Here is an 18254-nt window from a genome sequence, read left to right as displayed (position 1 = left end):
TAGAAGACATAGTATTTTTATAAATATTGATCATATAAAAATGATGCAGTAAGCATGAGAAAGAGTGTTTTAAATAATAAAAAAGGCAAAGTAAAAACTTTGCCTTTTTTTGATCTGTACCGATCTTAGTGGTGATGACCACCAGCGCCGTGTACGTGACCGTGTTCTAATTCTTCAGCAGATGCTTCACGAATTTCAATGATTTCAACTTCAAAAGTTAAATCTTGACCAGCAAGTGGGAAGTTTGCATCAACAAGAATGTTGTCGCCTTCGATTGCTTTAACTGTAACGATTTGAACACCGTCATCCGTTTGAGCTTGGAACTGCATACCTGCTTGGATGTTATCTACGCCTTGGAACATTTGCGCAGGAACTTCTTGTACTAGGTCTGGGTTGTATTCGCCATAACCTTCAGCAGCAGGAACGTTTACAGTGAATTTTTCACCAACAGTTTTGCCTAATAAAGCATTTTCTAAACCTGGGATGATGTTACCTGCACCGTGTAAATATGCAAGTGGCTCACCTTGTGATTGGTCGAGAGTTTCGCCCTCTGCGTTAGTCAACGTGTAGTGGAAAGAAACCACGAGGTCATTTGCAATAATAGCAGTCATGTCATTGATCCATTCAATTTTTTAAGGGTACATCATAAAGTGAAAAGCAAATTTTGTAGACTATATTTAGCAAAAAATTGCATTTTCCGCGTTTTTATGGCGTTTTTTTAATAATAGGGACGGTTTTTTAAATTTCAATGCAATTTTATCATTCTGAGTGATTTTTCTTGTGACAATATTTTAGCTATTGAGTGAAGATCATTTATTTTTAACCGATGTGTTATTTTGAGCACAAAAAAAGAAGATGACATCTAATAAGCCATCTTCTTTTTATTACATTTAAAATAGTTATACAGATTGTATAAAATTAAGACATTGATCTTAATTATCCTAAAGGATATGTTTTAACTTCTATTTCATCGCTAGAAAAAAAACTGAAAAGTTGTTTAAACCAAAGGGCAATTTTTTGAAAAAAATTGGCTTCTTCAATGTGTACATCATCTTCAATGGCAATGGTTCGAATCAATTGGTTGTTTTGATACACCTGTACGGTGGCTAATTGCATCACTTTGGCCAAAGGTGCAGTGAGTAATTTTTCGTTGATTTCAACATTTAAGTGGGTTTTTGTTTCTTGTAAGGGGTCAATGGTTTGAATCGTACCATTGCCTGTATTCAACATAATACGTTGATTGGTTGTGTCATAGGTTTTTAAATCAATCGCAAAAGGTTGGTCATATAAAGACGTGGTAATAATTTGCGGTTTAGTCGTTTCTAATTTAAACATTTTTAACGTAGATTTGATGACCGGTAATTCTGCAATCAGTTGTTTGTCTTTAATTGCAACTTCATTACGGGTATAGGTATAGCCCATATTCATGAGGTTGTAGGCAACTTCGGCACGTTTGGCTGCACTCGCTGCCCCTAGGACAATAACCACTAAGCGACGTTCAGGCGTGTCTGGATTCATTGTTGGGCGGTTTGCAGTTAATGCGAGATTATAACCCGCAGCTTTAGTGAATCCTGTTTTTAAGCCATCTACGGTTGGGTCTAATTTTAACAATCTATTTGTGGCATGGTGAAAGCGATTATTGTAGGAAAAGCTTTGTTGTTTTGAGTAATTTAAATAATCGGGTGTTTGTGTAACTAGGGCTTGTCCTAACAGCGCTAAATCTGCTGCGGTTGAATAATGTTCAGGCATGCTAATGCCTGCTGGATTTTGGAAGTGAGTGTCTTTCATTCCCAGAGCTTGAGCTTCTTTATTCATCCGTTCAATAAATTTTGGAACATTCCCAGCAATACGTTCTGCTAAAGTCACAGCAGCATCATTGGCAGACATCACCACTAAGCCTGCAAGAAGTTGATCGACTGAAATTTGCTCACCTTCTTTTAGGTACATCTGTGATTCATCCCACATCACCATTTTAACCACAGGTGTTGCAGTTAAGACCTCATCTTTACGTAAATGACCAGCCTGAAGTTCTTTTAACGTGATGTAAGCCACCATCATTTTAGTCAGCGAGGCTGGGGCACGTTGAACATGACTATTTTGTTCAGCAATGACTTGCCCTGACTGAGTATCAATAATGGTCCAAGCCTGAGCTTCAACGCTTTCTGGAACCAGATTGAGTAATGTGGCATTGACTATTGTGGAGCACAATAAACCAAGTGATGCGATGAGGTAGATAACAGCTTTCAATGATGTTCCTTTATTTGCCAATCCGTTGACTTTAAAATGCAAAAAATCTTGCGAATGCTATGCCTTTTTTTGCTGAATGGCTAGTCAGAATTGTAGACAATTGCGACAGTTCAGCATTGCTTTGTAAAAAAATGCTAAGCTCATTGATAAGTTACCTTTTTCACATTTTGAATCGCCTATTATGTTGCATTATCAAATCGAATTTGACGATTATCGTCAGCATTTAATTCATGTCACTTTACGTTTTGTTGCCATTCCAACACAGGTGCTTTCGTTGCCGACTTGGATTCCTGGAAGCTATCTGATTCGTGAGTTTTCAAAGCATATTGAGTCTGTTAAAGCCTATGATGAAGATGGGCGTATGCTGCAAATAAGCAAATTTGAAAAAAATAAATGGCGTTTATTTAATACCGATTTTGAACTGATTACCGTGGAATATGATGTTTATGCATATGACCTGTCAGTACGTGGTGCTTATGTTGACCAGAACCGTTTATATGTGAATCCAGCATGTGCATGTTTGGGGCTTGAAGGTCAGGAAGAGAATCAAGTCGAGGTTGAAGTCTTCCTTCCAAATGAACTGAAACACTTCCAATTGGCTACGGGCTTAGCGCATCAAAGCTTGGTTAAAGGTCGTCATACCTTAAAAGCTAAAAACTATGCACAGTTGATTGATAGTCCATTTGAACTGGCAGATCAAACGCGTTTTAGTTTTGAAGCGAATGGAATTGCACATGAGTTTGTGGTTTCAGGCAAACATGCCATGAACGAACAACGGATGAAACAAGATATTGAAAAAATCTGTAGCACAGAGATTGCAATGTTTGGTTCTGCACCATTTGAAAATTACACCTTTATGACCATGGCGACAGGTAATAGTTATGGTGGTTTAGAACATCCGAACAGTACCAGTCTCATTACGCCACGTGATGACTTACCTAAAGCAGATGAGCCGATTGAGCCATCTAAAGATTATCAACGTTTCTTAGGTTTATGCAGCCACGAATATTTTCATTCATGGTTGGTGAAATTTATTCGTCCTGAAAACTTTGTCAATTATGATTTAAACAAAGAAGGCTATACCTCTTTATTGTGGATTTTTGAAGGTTTTACTTCGTACTATGATGATTTGATTTTGCTGCGCAGTGGTGTGGTGAATCAAGCGTCTTATATTGAGTTATTAAAAGCGCAAATTGATCGTTATTTACAAAATCCAGGTCGAGCTGTTCAGACCGTTTCTGAGTCTAGTTTTGATGCGTGGGTGAAATTTTATCGTCAGGATGAAAATTCAAATAATGCAGGAACCAGCTATTACAACAAAGGTTGTTTAGTTGCATTGTGTCTAGATCTGGGCTTGCGTTTACGTGGTTCAAGTTTAGATGCCTTAATGCGTAAGCTGTATGAAAATGCACAAAATGGCATTCAAGTCAGTGAGCGAACTATTTTTGATTTGTGTAAAGCGCTGACAGGTCAATATTGGGCAGAGCAAATTAATCACCTGATTAACACGACAGATGAATTGCCGCTTGATCAGTTGTTCCCTGAGTTTGGTCTAAGTTATACCTTGAAAAATGACAAAACTTTGCCATATGGGTTAAAAGTTGCTGATAAACCTGAAGGTGTACTGGTTCAAAGTACACGACGTGATGGTGTTGCAGCTCAAGCGGGTCTTTCTGCCAATGATGTGATTATTGCCATTGATGGTTTAAAAGCCACTGAAAAACTTCTTGAGCAATATGCAAAGCAGGAAGGTACTTTCACTGTGTATGTATTCCGCCGTGATGAGTTGATGCAGTTTGAACTTTCGGGTGGTGCAATTAACTTAACCACAGTTGAATTGAAAGTTGAAGATCAAGTGAAAGCGGAAAAGTGGCTGAAAGCTTAATTTTCTAACGATTTGAAGTCATGTAAAACCGATGCTTAGGCATCGGTTTTTTATGAGAAGTAGATATAAAAATTTATAAATATAGATTAGCTTTAAAAAGAAACTTAGCAGCCTTACAAAAAGATGGTTTTTATGTATCTGATTAAGAGTAGTCAAAGTATGTTGATAACAAGCTATGGGGCAAGGGTAAGGCATTGCTTTAAATGTGTTGAAATTGAAGATTTTTAGATTCGCAGGTGATGTCACACTAATGCTTATTGTTCCAAAGCCTTTCAATTAAGTGCAACCTCATAGTGAGGAAAGCATCCCTCACCATGATAACTTTTTTGGCTGATCAGGACGGAAATTTGCATCCTATTTCCTAATAGGTGATTTATTTCCATGATACCCAACATGTTCCAAGTAATTGGTTTGTAAATCAGTAAATTGGTCTGGTGAAATTTTAATCATATTTATGGGGTGTAAATCTATTAAAATATTGATAAATATATATTTTATGTCATAAAGACCCTAAACTAGCACTTGGGTAATGAAGTGCGTCGATACAGTCAAAGAGACAGTCTAGGACTGCTCATATTCGAAAAAAGACGAAATTTCAAGTAGAATATCAGCATTGGTGAACAACACTGATGCGTATAAATTTATCAGCCAAACAGCAATATGAAAAGATATTGTTTTGACTGAGGTGCAATCAGCACCAATACTTTAAATATTTTATTTAAGCAAACCGGTTCGCAGGGCTGAGTCAAAAGCTTAGTCCTAACAAACTCAATCCAAAGCAAGGGGCTATATATGGCTGGTGGAAAGTCAACAATCATTTACACATTGACCGATGAGGCGCCACTATTGGCGACCTACTCACTGCTGCCGATCATTGAGACCTTTACTAAACCGGCTGGCATCGAAATCGTTAAAAGCGATATCTCCGTGGCCGTACGTGTACTCGCAGAATTCACAGACTTCCTAACCGACGAACAAAAAGTGCCTGACACTCTCGCAGAGCTAGGTCGTCTTACGCAAGATCCAGATACGAACATCATCAAACTTCCAAATATCAGTGCCTCTGTTGGTCAATTGATGGCGTGTATTAAGGAGCTTCAGTCTAAAGGCTATGCTATTCCTGATTATCCAGAAAACCCAGCCACTGAAGAAGAAAAAGCGATCAAAGCACGTTATAGCAAGTGTCTAGGTTCGGCTGTGAATCCTGTACTACGTGAAGGTAACTCTGACCGCCGCGCTCCTGCTGCAGTCAAGAACTACGTTAAGAAACACCCGCATTCAATGAGCGAATGGAAGCAGTGGTCACAGACTCATGTGTCACACATGGAAGAAGGTGACTTCTACCACGGTGAAAAGTCAATGACACTTGACCGTGCGCGCAATGTGAAGATGGAACTCATCACAAAGAGTGGTGAAACGGTTGTTCTTAAGCCAAAAGTTGCATTGAAAGACGGTGAAATCATCGATTCGATGTTCATGAGCAAAAAAGCACTTTGCGATTTCTACGAGAAGCAACTTGAAGATTGCCGCGAAGCGGGCATCTTGTTCTCGTTACACGTGAAAGCGACCATGATGAAAGTTTCACATCCGATCGTATTCGGTCATTGTGTGAAAATCTATTACAAAGAAGCATTTGAGAAGCACGGTAAGTTATTTGACGAGTTGGGTATCAACGTTAATAACGGTATGTCGGGTCTTTATGAAAAAATCGCAACTTTGCCTACTTCTCTTCGTGAAGAAATCATTGAAGATCTTCATGCATGTCAGGAGCATCGTCCTGCGTTAGCAATGGTCGATTCTGCGAAAGGCATTACCAACTTCCATTCACCAAACGACGTGATTGTAGATGCTTCTATGCCTGCAATGATTCGTGGTGGCGGTAAAATGTGGGGCGCTGATGGCAAGCAATACGACTGTAAAGCAGTGATGCCTGAATCGACTTTCGCGCGTATCTACCAAGAAATGATTAATTTCTGTAAATGGAACGGCAACTTCGATCCGAAAACCATGGGTACTGTACCTAACGTTGGTTTGATGGCGCAAAAAGCTGAAGAATACGGCTCGCACGACAAAACTTTCGAAATCGCTGAAGCGGGTATCGCGAATATCACTGATCTTGAAACTGGTGAAGTGTTGATGACTCAAAACGTTGAGGAAGGCGACATTTGGCGTATGTGTCAGGTGAAAGATGCCCCGATCCGTGACTGGGTGAAACTTGCGGTAAATCGCGCACGTAACTCTGGTATGCCTGCGATCTTCTGGCTTGACCCGTACCGTCCACATGAAAATGAATTGATCAAGAAAGTAGAAGAGTACTTGAAAGATTACGATACATCAGGTCTCGACATTCAAATCATGTCACAAGTTCGTGCGATGCGTTACACACTTGAGCGTGTAGCACGTGGTCTTGATACGATTTCAGTAACGGGTAACATCCTACGTGACTACCTGACTGACTTGTTCCCAATTATGGAATTGGGTACGTCTGCGAAAATGTTGTCTATCGTTCCGTTAATGGCGGGTGGTGGCATGTATGAAACGGGTGCGGGTGGTTCAGCTCCGAAACATGTTCAGCAGTTAGTGGAAGAAAATCACTTACGTTGGGATTCACTTGGTGAGTTCATGGCGCTTGCGGTTTCTTTAGAAGAAATGGGCATTAAAGAAGACAATGCTCGTGCGAAATTGCTGGCGAAAACGCTTGATCAAGCAACAGGTAAGTTACTTGACAACGACAAGTCACCATCGCGCCGTACGGGTGAGCTTGATAACCGTGGTAGCCACTTCTATTTAGCTAAGTATTGGGCTGAAGAGCTTGCTGCGCAGGATGAAAATGCTGAGTTGAAAGCGAAGTTTGCTCCACTTGCGAAAGTATTGGCTGAAAATGAAGACAAAATCATTGCTGAGCTTGCTTCCGTTCAAGGTAAGTCAGTTGACATCGGTGGTTACTATGCCGTTGATCAAGAGAAAGTGAATGCTGTAATGCGTCCAAGTGCGACTTTAAACGCAGCGCTTGTAACTGTTTAAGTATGATCATACAAAGCCGACGATTTAGTCGGTGATGTAAAAAAGCCGGTGTATATGCACCGGCTTTTTATTGTTCTTAATTTTTAAGATTTTAATTTTCATCAAAAAATAATTGATTTTAACTAAATCTTAACGACCATTACGTCCTCTACCACGAGGTGCTTTCGTATTTGGACGTGTCGTACCATTGGTTTTACGACGTGGTTTATCTGCATCATCCATTTGCCAAATACGTGTAGTACCACCACCAGCTTTTTTCTTGCCTTTAAAAGGTGTTTCACCACGTTCTTCACGTGCTTTATCTTTAGCAACCGAGAAATGTTGTTTCTTGGTTGTGGTCTTTTTCGCAAAAGAACGACCTTCATACGGTTTGTCCGCAGGAACATCTTTAAAGTCAGGATAAAGTAAAGGTTCAATTTCAACTTGCTCACCCGGTTGTAAGCCAAGTTTTACAATACTAATTGTACCAATTTGGGTACGAATTAAGCGTAAAGTTGGGAAGCCTACCGCAGAGGTCATACGACGTACTTGACGGTTACGACCTTCACAAATTGAAATTTCTACCCAAGATGTTGGAACAGATGTACGAAAACGAACTGGCGGAGTACGTTCCCATAACCAATCTGGCTCATCAATTTTTTGAGCTGTAGCTGGCAGGGTGATACCGTCTTTAAGTTCAACGCCTTTACGAAGTTGCTCTAAAGCTTCCTCCGTAATGTCGCCGTCAACCTGAACCACATAAGTTTTAAACTTTTTGCTGGCTGGATTGGTAATGAACTGGTTCAAACCACCATGATCCGTTAAGAACATTAAGCCTTCTGAATCTAAATCAAGACGACCTGCAATACGCAAGTCAGGATCTTGAGTAAAATCAGCCATGGTTTGATGTTTCTCATCGGCACGGAACTGGGAGAGAACGTCATAAGGTTTATTAAGAATGACGATTTTCATAGAAAATAACTACTTTGCTAATGATTAAATTTGGAAACGTTGAGTATTATTTAATCGAGAAATATTGTTATTTCTCATATAAATCTCAAAAATACTGAATCTAGATTAGGATATTATGCGTTAAGAACAGTTGAAAGTATTGCTTATTGGCAATTATTTTTTAGATTCGCCAGCGACAAACGGAGAAGTTGTACAATGGGTTATCAAAAGATTGCAGTTCCTGTGGATGGTAGCAAAATTACCGTAAACGCAGATTTGTCACTCAATGTTCCGAATAATCCAATCATTCCTTTTATTGAAGGTGATGGTATAGGTGTGGATATTACACCAGCGATGAAAGCGGTGGTAGATGCTGCGGTGCAAAAAGCTTATGCTGGCAAACGCTCGATCGAATGGATGGAGGTGTATTGCGGCGAAAAAGCAGACAAAATCTATGGTACTTATATGCCAGAAGAAACTTTTGATGCACTGCGTGAATTTGTTGTTTCTATTAAAGGCCCATTAACGACTCCAGTGGGTGGAGGTATTCGTTCACTTAACGTAGCTTTACGTCAAGAATTGGATCTTTATGTTTGTGTGCGTCCAGTTCGTTGGTTTGAAGGTGTTCCTTCACCAGTTCATCATCCTGAACTGACTGACATGGTGATCTTCCGTGAAAACTCTGAAGACATTTATGCAGGTATTGAATGGAAAGCTGACTCTCCTGAAGCTAAAAAAGTAATCAAATTTTTGAAAGAAGAAATGGGTGTGACTAAAATCCGTTTCGAAGAGAACTGTGGTATTGGTATCAAGCCCGTATCTAAAGAAGGGACTCAACGTCTTGTACGTAAAGCAATTCAATTTGCGATTGATAATGATAAGCCAAGCGTGACTTTAGTTCACAAAGGCAACATTATGAAGTACACCGAAGGTGCGTTTAAAGAATGGGGCTATGAAGTCGCACTTGAGCGTTTCGGTGGTGAACTTCTTGATGGTGGGCCATGGGTCACAATTAAGAATCCTAAAACAGGCAAAAAGATCATCATTAAAGATGTTATTGCCGATGCATTTTTGCAGCAAATTTTGATGCGTCCAGCTGATTACTCTGTTATTGCGACACTTAATTTGAACGGTGACTATATTTCGGATGCACTTGCAGCTGAAGTAGGTGGTATCGGTATCGCGCCTGGTGCAAATATCGGTGGTGCGATCCAAGTTTATGAAGCAACTCACGGTACTGCGCCTAAATATGCGGGTCAAGACAAAGTAAACCCTGGGTCTATTATTCTTTCTGCTGAAATGATGCTTCGTGACATGGGGTGGACTGAAGCTGCTGATTTAATCATCAAAGGTATTGCTGGTGCGATTACTGCGAAAACGGTAACGTATGACTTCGAGCGTTTAATGCCTGATGCGACTTTGTTACGTTGTTCAGAGTTTGGTCAAGCAATCATTAATAACATGGAATAAGCATATATAGTTTAATTCAACTGATGACAGCCCGTATTTATTGCGGGTTTTTTATAAGCGTGAAGCTAGTGATTTAGAAAAATGATGATATTTTAGTCATCATAATTAAAGGGGATAATAATGAACTACAATTGGGCGATCTTTATATTGTTAGGAATGCCATTCTTAACACAGGCCGGTACTGTTTATAAATGTAATAATAAAGGTGCAACGATATATCAGTCTAAGCCATGTGCTGGCACAACAGTAGATGCTAATTTTCAGCGTGAGCAACGCATACAAAATCAATCAAATTCCGCTTATCAGCAACGGACAACAAATGGAACTTCCAACGAAATTGCGGAAACAGCAGAAGGAAAAAAGAAAAGTTTAGCAATTGCCCAAGAGGCATACCGTATAACAAAAGAGCGCTAAAATAAATCAAACTTTATTTGGTTTACTGCAAAGGGAAATATTATTTGGTGACGACTAAAGCGAGAAGTATTGAAGGCTATTTGGCAGATATTGATGCCTCATTATGTGCCTATCAGTTTTGTCACCCAAATAAGCCAACGATCAAAATTAGCGAAGCATTGGCTTAAACAAGATTCGGGTTAATCAGAATTAGCTCGTACTGTCCAATTTAATGATCCCATGGATTCAACACCTGCTAAAATTTATTTTTATTTTTAGTTTGATGAACACGTTATTTTGATTAAAAAACAACTAGTGAAAGAAGTTTAATTTCTTTGCTTATAATTTTATAAATGTGCTCTGTATTTTTTTAAATGCGAGTTAACGACTGCTTAAATTAAAAGTAGCGAAAGTTTTAAAGCTTATATTCAATTTGAGAGTATTGAATAAAGAGTAGCATTACAGAAAATACCTATTAAGAATTGTATTTGATAAATAAGATTAAACAGTGTTCATTTAAAATAATAGCTGCAAATAAATGATGTTTAAAAAATTAAAAATATTTTGTTTATCCATCTTTTTTCTAGGGATAACTGTTTTATTGACAGGCTGTAAGCCACCACCATCAGGTGAAGCCGCAGGCATTCGTTACCCAATTTTATTTATACAATTACAACAAATGGAGTTGTCTTCACCGCTTGCAATGCCTGTTGAAAATATTAAAACTCGGCAAATACAAGATACTTGGGGTACAGCACGTAGTGGCGGTAGAAAACATGAAGGTATTGATATTTTTGCCAAGCGAGGAACCGCTGTCTTAAGTGCAACACAAGGGATTGTGCTTCGTGTAGGCACCGATGATTTAGGTGGGAAAGTGGTTTGGATTGTTGGCCCAAATTTAAGCCGTCATTATTATGCACATTTGAATGATTATGCTGACCAAATTCAACAGGGTGATTGGGTTGAAGTCGGTGAGGTGATTGGTTATGTGGGCAATACAGGCAATGCTAAAACGACCCCACCACACTTGCACTATGGAATTTATTTAAATGGACAAGGAGCAGTCAACCCTTATCCATATTTAGCACCATCTTCTTAAAGATTAAAAATGGTTACACTTGCTCAGTTGTTTTGTATTTAGTTGAGCGTGTATGCCAAACCAATTGCAAAGTACCAAGCAGCAAGACAAATGAAGCCAAGATAAACTGTTGATGATAAGTCACGCCAAAATGTTGTAGTGTGCTAAAACTTAAGCCACCGACAAGCTGTGTAGATGCAAAACACAGTGTTGCAATACTCCAGAGCTTTTTATAAGCCACACCATACAGTTGTAAAATGGTGTAAGAGGTTAGAAAAACCACCGCAGGGTTGAGCATTCCTGTAAAAAATGAAGACGTAAAAGTCAGAATAGGGCTTGTACTTGCAGTGGCAATAAAAATAGCCATGATATATAGACTATAAAGAATTTTTAGTGCAGTAAAATTACCAAATTTTCTTGCTAATAAATAAGCGGAGAAAGCACCTAATGCACTGCCGATACCATACAGAATCCAATTGAAGTTCATCCAAAAGAGATTGAGTTTTAATTCATGACTCAGGTAATCAATCCAAAACAGTGAGTGTGGAATATAAGCAAAGGCACTACTTGAATAGGCAATCAGTAAACTATAGAACAGCGTATTTAACGATACTTCTGTGGATGTCGGTGTAGTTTGTGCAGATAAATGATGTTTAAACTGTTGCAGTAAAATACTCAGACAAATACAAATGATTAGTGCAAAACCACATAGCATAAGCCATGCTGTTTGTGTCGAAATTTGATCTAAATAAGGCAGGAAGAGTGTTGCCAGTAAAATCCCAAGCCCAATTCCGCTAAAACCGATAAAATTGATTTTAAAGCGATCTTGGATGTCACAGCATTGTGCCACTACGCTAGGTGATAATATCATCAATAAACCACCACTTACTCCTGAGATGATGCGCCAAAAAAGATACCAAGCTTTTGGCAAGTCTGAAAATGCACAACAGAGCAAGCTCAGCATGCCAACAATGGCCGCTATTTGAATGTACAACGCCATGATTTTATTTTGAGGTAAACGCATGGCCAAAAAAGCACCGAGCAAATAACCCAGTAAATTAGCACTGCCTAAAATACTGGAAAACCCAGTCGTCCAAGCAAATGCTTCACGCGTCGTGGGTAATAATGCAGTATAAGAGAAGCGTAAAATGCCTATTCCTAAACACATGCTGAGGCATAAAAAAATGCTGAGCTTAACCTTGTTTGAGGACATCCTGTGTTCTCACCGATACTTATTATTGATTAATAACAATAAATAGCATGAATTGTCATGATTTAATATAACGATAATCAACAAATGCATGAGTTCGCAGATTGGCTGTTTTTATGCTGATTTATTTGATGAGTATAGCGGTGAAGCTAAATAGTGAAAGTTGAATAAAAATGATGAATTTTATAAAAAATAAATGCTTAAAATAAAAAACCGCGTTAAAGAACGCGGTTTTTTAGCGCTAAAATTAACGCATTTTGGCTAAGAAGCGACTTAAACGATTTAATGCTTCACGTAATTCATTTTCAGCGGGTAGGAATACGACACGGAAATGATCTGGTGTAGGCCAGTTAAAACCAGTACCTTGTACCAATAATACTTTTTCAGCACGTAAGAAATCGAGCATGAACTTTTCATCATCTTGAATAGGGTAAATTTCAGGATCAAGACGAGGGAAGCAGTACATTGCACCTTCAGGTTTAACACAGGTTACCCCAGGAATGTCATTCAACATTTCCCAAGCAATATTACGCTGTTCATATAAACGACCACCGGGACGAATCAAATCATTAATTGATTGATAACCGCCCAAAGCTGTTTGAATGGCATATTGGGCTTGATGGTTCGCACATAGGCGCATTGAAGCGAGCATATCTAAGCCTTCAATGTAGTCCATTGCACGTGATTTATCACCTGTAATGGCCATCCAGCCTGAACGGAAACCAGCAATGCGATATGCTTTAGATAAACCATTAAATGAAACACAAAGATGATCACCCGCAAGTGCGGCAACAGCAACATGTTCAATGCCGTCATAGACAACTTTGTCGTAGATTTCATCTGCAAACAAAATTAAGTCATATTTTTTTGCCAGTGCAACAATTTGTTCTAACACATGACGTGGATAAACTGCACCTGTAGGGTTGTTTGGATTGATAATCACAATACCACGGGTATTGGGCGTGATTTTGCTTTCCATATCGGCAATGTCTGGATACCAATAGTTTTCTTCATCACATTTATAGTGGATGGCAGTACCACCCGATAAATTTACCGCAGCCGTCCATAATGGATAGTCAGGCATAGGAACCAGCATTTCATCGCCATTATTTAGTAAGCCTTGCATGGCCATCACAATAAGCTCAGACACACCATTACCAATATACACATCGTTGACGTGCATATTTAAAATACCTTTTTGCTGGTAATACTGACAAATAGCTTTACGCGCAGGGAAAATCCCTTTTGAGTCGGTATAACCAACAGCATTTGGAAGATTTAAAGCAACATCATTAATAATTTCTTGTGGAGCTTCAAAGCCGAATGGGGCGGGGTTACCGATATTTAATTTAATAATTTTATGACCAGCTTCTTCCATTTCATTGGCTGCTCGTAACACAGGTCCACGAATGTCGTAGCATACATGCTCGAGCTTAGACGATTTTTTTATTTCGCGTGGGGTTTGGATAGTGTTCGGCATTTTGATGTTCTCGGAAAGAGTGGAGGTCACTTTTGCATAACGATATAAATAACTTTTAAATGTTTCAGTTGTTACCAGATCGAGATCATGTTCATCTCTGAGTAAAGCAACAATTTTTTCATGCGTAAATCCCACCTGTTGATATTGTTTAATCACAGGCAGTAGATGTTTAAAAATAACGCTCTTTTTTTGCGACATTTTTTAATCTTGAGCAAGAATTTCAATAAGACTAACATTAAATTTGCTCACAAAAAAGCATTTAAAAAATAAAATGCTCACCATGTTTTGTATTTTTGCTTACCTTTTGCTTTTAAGTAAATTATAGGTCTTTTGTAAATTGTTAACTAAAGACTAGAAATTTTAAGATGAATCACGTAAATATAGGATTATCCTATTTTAAATAGCAAGATACAAAGGGACGTAATCATGGGAAAACTCAATAAAACAGACCGAGAATGGCAAAGAGAGTTATCACCAGACGAATTTCGCATTACGCGACAAAAGGGGACTGAGCCAGCATTTACAGGGAAATACTGGAATACCAAGCAAACAGGGACTTATTTGTGTCGTTGTTGTGGGGCTGAATTATTCTCGTCTAATACCAAATATGATAGTGGTAGCGGTTGGCCAAGCTTTTATAAACCGATTAGCAGTGGTGCGGTTGATGAGAATCAAGATGCGACGCATGGTATGGTCAGAACCGAAGTTGTTTGTCATCATTGCGATGCACATTTAGGACATGTTTTTGAAGATGGCCCACAGCCAACAGGATTGCGCTATTGCGTAAATTCAGCTTCATTAGAATTAAAAACACAAGAAAAAAATGATGAGGAAACCTATCCATGACCAGCATTTATCAGTTTGAAGCTGAGTTGTTAGATGGAAAAAATAAATCATTTGCTGATTATGAAGGCAAAGTTTTATTAATTGTAAATACTGCAAGTAAATGTGGTTTTACACCGCAATTTTCAGGTCTTGAAAAACTGTATGAAAAATACAAAGATCAAGGTTTGGAAGTTTTGGGCTTCCCTTGTAATCAATTTGGTGGGCAAGATCCCGGATCGAATGAACAAATCGGGGCATATTGCCAAAAAAATTATGGTGTGAACTTTCCGATGTTTGCCAAAGTGGATGTAAAGGGGCCAGAAGCACATATTTTATTCCGTTATTTAACCAATAACAGTAAAGGTATTTTGGGTAATGGGATTAAGTGGAATTTTACCAAGTTCTTGATTGGTAGAGATGGCAAAGTTTTAAACCGCTTTGCACCGACCACTAAGCCTGAAGATTTAGAAAGTGAAATAGCAGCGGCATTATCGCAGTGATGTTTCATGTTGGAAAATGAAAAAAATGTGTTAAATCAGTCAGAACTGAATGTTCAGTTCTGGCATGATTCGCGCATGCCTTATGTAGAAACACGTCAGGCATGCCAAAGTCGGATTTGTTATAAGGCCCACAGTCACACTACTTTTTCCATTGGTGCAGTCGATACGGGGCTAAGTCGCTTTAGCAGTTATTTAAGTGCTGTTGAAATGATTGAGTCTGGTACTTTAGTGGTTATTCCTGCTCAGGTTGAACACTCTTGTAATCCTATGCCTGATCAAGCATGGAGTTATCAGATGATGCATTTGAATGCTGATTGGCTCGCAGCATTATTGTCAGAGACAGTAAGAGAACAAATTCATGCACCAATTCCACAATTAAAACCCAGCGTGATTAAAAAACCAGAATTGTATTGTGCATTCACCCAGCTAAATCGAGATTTATTTAATTCTGAAGTTGATTTTAGGGAAAAAGAACAGCGTTTGATCGAGGTGCTCACTCAAATTATTTTGCCCTGTTTTGAATGGGAAAAAACTGATACATCTCATTATTTTTATGATCATTTAAAGGATTTGATTATCTATTTAAAAGATGTCGATACGATTGTCCCACTGGAAAAACTGGCAAGTATGCTGGGAATTAGTCGTTATGCAGTCATTCGTTTATTCAAGGCAAATCTGGGTTTGACCCCACATGCCTTTCAGCTCAATTTAAAAGTGAATCAGGCAAGAGAATTGCTTAAATATGGAAAAAATGTTGCTGATATTAGCTATGAACTAGGTTTTAGTGATCAAAGCCATTTTCATCGTGTATTTAAAATACATACAGGGGTTACGCCTAGGCAGTATCAACAAGGATTTATATGAAGCACTTGGTTTTTTATTATTGAGCTTTTGTCTGTTTAAAACCTAAATTAAATTTATTATCGCGCAATTTTATACAAGAGAGAATTGTGCTGGTTCTCTATGCTCATTTCAGCTAGATACTGGAATGATTTATGGAACTGTTTGTTATTATTGCATTCACGCACTTTATTGCTTTGCTTTCTCCCGGACCTGATTTTTTTCTTATTTTAACGACACTCTTACGGCATGGTCGGTCTGCGGCTCGCTTTGTCTGTGTAGGAATTGCATTGGGGAATGTATGTGTTTTAATGGTGATTTATGCTTGTTTATTTTTTCTTGGAAAAATTGATGAAAATATTTTGCTCTATGTGCGTTATATCGGTGCAGTGTATTTAATATATTTGGCAGCATTATGCTTGTATTATGCAAAAACTGAAGTAATTACGACGCATGGAAAAGTGGATGCTGTTCCGACTTTATCCAGTACAGTCAGTTATTTGAGTCAAGGCTTACGCTCAAGTGTGCTGAACCCTAAAAATATTTTATTTTATAGTAGCTTAGTCCTGTTGGTTTATGTCGATTTTCGGGTTTTTCAGCATGTTTTAATGGTGTTATGGATGGTTACTGTAGTCTTGGTTTGGAATATTTTACTGGTTAAATTGTTAAGTTATAAAGTTTGGATTGAATGGCTTAGCCTAAAGTCTAGATGGTTATATTATATTTCAGGGGGCTGTTTTATCTTTTTTTCCCTGATGTTATTAATGATGAATGAATTTGATTAAATGATTTTTATTTTAGCTTGAATTGGGACAGAAAAATTCAAATTAAAGTGAAGTAAAAACCACCTGAAGGTGTGATGTTCGTCAGTTAAGAAATTGATTAGTATTTTATTTTTTTAAATTCTAGATGTTATATGCTTCACGGAAACGTCATTCGCAACTGTCCGAGGCAAAACTATTTTAAAAAATTAATGTTTCTGCGATTAATTAACCAATAAAAGGTATTTGACGAGTTTTGCGGATGACAAATGCTTTTGGTTCTTTTGGCGAGACAAAAGAACAAAACGAGCTCCAAGTATATGATTTAAAAATATAAGACTCCGTCATGAGGAATGAAAGTTAAGGACTTTGTTTCTAAAATCCTTAACTGATCAGTTTCACCTGACGGTGGCTTTGGGCATTAAAATTTAAAGTATCGCTTTGAGGCGTTTAACCACTTCTTCACACTGAGCAATGTCTGCGACCAATGCTAAACGAACATGGTTTTCACCCGGATTACCTTGTTCAGTATCACGAGATAAATAACGCCCCGGAAGCACTTTAATGTGTGCTTTTTCCATCAGCATTTTGGCAAAAGCTTCGTCATTGTCTACTTTAAGCCAATAGTAAAAACCTGCATCGGGTTTTTTAAGTGGCAATAGATGACCCAGCTCTTTTTGAAAAAGTTCAAATTTTGCACGGTATTGTTTACGATTTTCTTCAACATGTGCTTCATCATCCCAAGCGGCAATGGATGCAAGTTGATGTTGAACAGGCATTGCCGCACCGTGATACGTACGATATTGCAAATATGGCTTGAGTAATGCTGCATCACCCGCAACAAAACCTGAGCGCATACCGGGTAAGTTTGAACGTTTAGACAGTGAATGGAACACGACACAGTTTTTATAGTCATCACGTCCAATTTCAGCACACACTTCAAGTAAGCCAACGGGCGCTTCATCAAACCAAAGTTCTGAATAACATTCATCTGATGCAATGACAAAATTATATTGATCTGAAAGAGCAATTAACTTTTTAAACTGCTCTTTAGATAGCACAGCACCTGTTGGATTACCCGGAGTACAGACAAATAACAATGCCGTTTTTTCCCAGACTTCAGCAGGTACAGCATCAAAGTCGCCTAGATAGTTGTTTTCTTCTGTGCAATTAATGAAGTATGGTTTGGCACCCGAAAGTAAGGTTGCACCTTCATAAATTTGATAGAAAGGATTCGGCATGACCACATAAGGCGCATCTTCACGGTTCACTAAAGCTTGAACAAAAGAAAAGATTGCCTCACGTGTTCCTGATACAGGAAGAATATTACTTTCAGCGCTAATGCTATTCAGCTTAAAACGTCGTGTCAGCCAAGCAGCGATACTTTGGCGCAGTTCTGGTAAACCTTTACTGTTTGGGTAAGTCGATAAATGCTTAAAGTTGTCAATAATTGCTTGTTTTACAAACTCTGGTGCAGGATGTTTTGGTTCACCAATCGACAATGGAATGAGTGGTAAATCTGCAGGTTGAATATCCTGAAAAAGTTTATTTAATTTTTCAAAAGGATAGGGATGCAATAATGACAAACTTGAGTTCATAAAATCGATACCG

15 protein-coding genes are annotated in these 18254 nt (G+C 38.5%); 9 read left to right on the top strand and 6 right to left on the bottom strand.

What is annotated here, in order from left to right; genetic code table 11:
• Positions 1-125 precede the first annotated feature (125 nt).
• Together B9T30_RS01510 and B9T30_RS01505 are read right to left on the bottom strand one after the other, a co-directional pair.
• Positions 126-611, bottom strand: coding sequence for an FKBP-type peptidyl-prolyl cis-trans isomerase (locus B9T30_RS01510; RefSeq protein WP_086183461.1), 486 nt, complete (start codon positions 609-611; stop codon positions 126-128).
• A gap of 325 nt (positions 612-936) precedes the next feature.
• A complete protein-coding gene (locus B9T30_RS01505) occupies positions 937-2247 on the bottom strand; it encodes a D-alanyl-D-alanine carboxypeptidase PBP6B (RefSeq protein WP_086183460.1) in 1311 nt (436 codons plus the stop codon).
• Positions 2248-2428: 181 nt separating this feature from the next.
• Between B9T30_RS01505 and B9T30_RS01500 the strand changes: the two genes are divergently transcribed.
• Entirely contained in the window at positions 2429-4132 is a 1704-nt protein-coding gene (locus tag B9T30_RS01500; RefSeq protein ID WP_086183459.1) for a M61 family metallopeptidase, read from the top strand.
• Between the two features lie 792 nt (positions 4133-4924).
• Entirely contained in the window at positions 4925-7156 is a 2232-nt protein-coding gene (locus B9T30_RS01495; protein WP_086183458.1) for an NADP-dependent isocitrate dehydrogenase, read from the top strand.
• Positions 7157-7285: 129 nt separating this feature from the next.
• On the opposite strand, the gene B9T30_RS01490 is transcribed toward B9T30_RS01495, so the two are convergent.
• On the bottom strand, positions 7286-8107 hold the full coding sequence (locus B9T30_RS01490) for an rRNA large subunit pseudouridine synthase E (RefSeq protein WP_086183457.1): 822 nt from the start codon (positions 8105-8107) through the stop codon (positions 7286-7288).
• A 195-nt stretch (positions 8108-8302) separates the two neighbouring features.
• On the opposite strand from B9T30_RS01490, the gene icd reads away from it, so the two are divergent.
• From icd to B9T30_RS01475, 3 genes are all read left to right on the top strand, one after another.
• Complete coding sequence (icd, locus tag B9T30_RS01485) at positions 8303-9556, top strand: NADP-dependent isocitrate dehydrogenase (RefSeq protein ID WP_086183456.1); 1254 nt, start codon at positions 8303-8305, stop codon at positions 9554-9556.
• Positions 9557-9676: 120 nt separating this feature from the next.
• Positions 9677-9970, top strand: a complete 294-nt coding sequence (locus B9T30_RS01480; protein ID WP_086183455.1) for a hypothetical protein — start codon at positions 9677-9679, stop codon at positions 9968-9970.
• A 517-nt stretch (positions 9971-10487) separates the two neighbouring features.
• Positions 10488-11048, top strand: a complete 561-nt coding sequence (locus tag B9T30_RS01475) for a M23 family metallopeptidase (RefSeq protein WP_171264098.1) — start codon at positions 10488-10490, stop codon at positions 11046-11048.
• Positions 11049-11061: 13 nt separating this feature from the next.
• Here B9T30_RS01475 and B9T30_RS01470 read toward each other — a convergent pair whose 3' ends face one another.
• Together B9T30_RS01470 and B9T30_RS01465 are read right to left on the bottom strand one after the other, a co-directional pair.
• The gene (locus tag B9T30_RS01470; protein WP_086183454.1) at positions 11062-12240 is read right to left on the bottom strand and encodes a YbfB/YjiJ family MFS transporter; all 1179 of its coding nucleotides are present in this window, start codon (positions 12238-12240) and stop codon (positions 11062-11064) included.
• Positions 12241-12484: 244 nt separating this feature from the next.
• Positions 12485-13915 carry a pyridoxal phosphate-dependent aminotransferase gene (locus B9T30_RS01465; protein ID WP_086183453.1) on the bottom strand — a complete coding sequence of 477 codons (1431 nt, stop codon included), beginning with the start codon at positions 13913-13915 and terminating at the stop codon, positions 12485-12487.
• Between the two features lie 228 nt (positions 13916-14143).
• Between B9T30_RS01465 and msrB the strand changes: the two genes are divergently transcribed.
• The 4 genes from msrB to B9T30_RS01445 all read left to right on the top strand — a co-directional run bounded on the left by msrB (position 14144) and on the right by B9T30_RS01445 (position 16667).
• Complete coding sequence (gene msrB / locus B9T30_RS01460) at positions 14144-14563, top strand: peptide-methionine (R)-S-oxide reductase MsrB (protein WP_086164146.1); 420 nt, start codon at positions 14144-14146, stop codon at positions 14561-14563.
• Positions 14560-15042: a glutathione peroxidase gene (locus tag B9T30_RS01455; RefSeq protein ID WP_086183452.1), complete on the top strand. Its 483-nt coding sequence runs from the start codon at positions 14560-14562 to the stop codon at positions 15040-15042. The genes msrB and B9T30_RS01455 overlap by 4 nt, the downstream gene beginning before the upstream one ends.
• 6 nt (positions 15043-15048) lie before the next feature.
• Positions 15049-15906, top strand: a complete 858-nt coding sequence (locus B9T30_RS01450) for an AraC family transcriptional regulator (RefSeq protein WP_205666505.1) — start codon at positions 15049-15051, stop codon at positions 15904-15906.
• 131 nt (positions 15907-16037) lie between these two features.
• Entirely contained in the window at positions 16038-16667 is a 630-nt protein-coding gene (locus B9T30_RS01445; protein ID WP_086183451.1) for a LysE family translocator, read from the top strand.
• Positions 16668-17071: 404 nt separating this feature from the next.
• Here the strand turns inward: B9T30_RS01445 and dapC are convergent, their stop codons facing one another.
• Positions 17072-18241, bottom strand: coding sequence for a succinyldiaminopimelate transaminase (gene dapC, locus B9T30_RS01440; protein WP_086183450.1), 1170 nt, complete (start codon positions 18239-18241; stop codon positions 17072-17074).
• Between the last annotated feature and the right edge of the window lie 13 nt (positions 18242-18254).

Source organism: Acinetobacter sp. ANC 4973 (assembly GCF_002135275.1).
Classification (GTDB): Bacteria; Pseudomonadota; Gammaproteobacteria; order Pseudomonadales; family Moraxellaceae; genus Acinetobacter; species Acinetobacter kyonggiensis.
The sequence above is the reverse complement of the archived record's forward strand: the minus strand, read 5'-3'. Positions and strand labels throughout refer to the sequence as shown.

Coding starts and splice junctions, on each gene's coding strand:
- B9T30_RS01510 (WP_086183461.1), bottom strand. CDS start 611: ATGACTGCTATTATTGCAAATGACCTCGTGGTTTCTTTCCACTACACG.
- B9T30_RS01500 (WP_086183459.1), top strand. CDS start 2,429: ATGTTGCATTATCAAATCGAATTTGACGATTATCGTCAGCATTTAATT.
- B9T30_RS01495 (WP_086183458.1), top strand. CDS start 4,925: ATGGCTGGTGGAAAGTCAACAATCATTTACACATTGACCGATGAGGCG.
- B9T30_RS01490 (WP_086183457.1), bottom strand. CDS start 8,107: ATGAAAATCGTCATTCTTAATAAACCTTATGACGTTCTCTCCCAGTTC.
- icd (WP_086183456.1), top strand. CDS start 8,303: ATGGGTTATCAAAAGATTGCAGTTCCTGTGGATGGTAGCAAAATTACC.
- B9T30_RS01480 (WP_086183455.1), top strand. CDS start 9,677: ATGAACTACAATTGGGCGATCTTTATATTGTTAGGAATGCCATTCTTA.
- B9T30_RS01475 (WP_171264098.1), top strand. CDS start 10,488: ATGATGTTTAAAAAATTAAAAATATTTTGTTTATCCATCTTTTTTCTA.
- B9T30_RS01470 (WP_086183454.1), bottom strand. CDS start 12,240: ATGTCCTCAAACAAGGTTAAGCTCAGCATTTTTTTATGCCTCAGCATG.
- B9T30_RS01465 (WP_086183453.1), bottom strand. CDS start 13,915: ATGTCGCAAAAAAAGAGCGTTATTTTTAAACATCTACTGCCTGTGATT.
- msrB (WP_086164146.1), top strand. CDS start 14,144: ATGGGAAAACTCAATAAAACAGACCGAGAATGGCAAAGAGAGTTATCA.
- B9T30_RS01455 (WP_086183452.1), top strand. CDS start 14,560: ATGACCAGCATTTATCAGTTTGAAGCTGAGTTGTTAGATGGAAAAAAT.
- B9T30_RS01450 (WP_205666505.1), top strand. CDS start 15,049: ATGTTGGAAAATGAAAAAAATGTGTTAAATCAGTCAGAACTGAATGTT.
- B9T30_RS01445 (WP_086183451.1), top strand. CDS start 16,038: ATGGAACTGTTTGTTATTATTGCATTCACGCACTTTATTGCTTTGCTT.
- dapC (WP_086183450.1), bottom strand. CDS start 18,241: ATGAACTCAAGTTTGTCATTATTGCATCCCTATCCTTTTGAAAAATTA.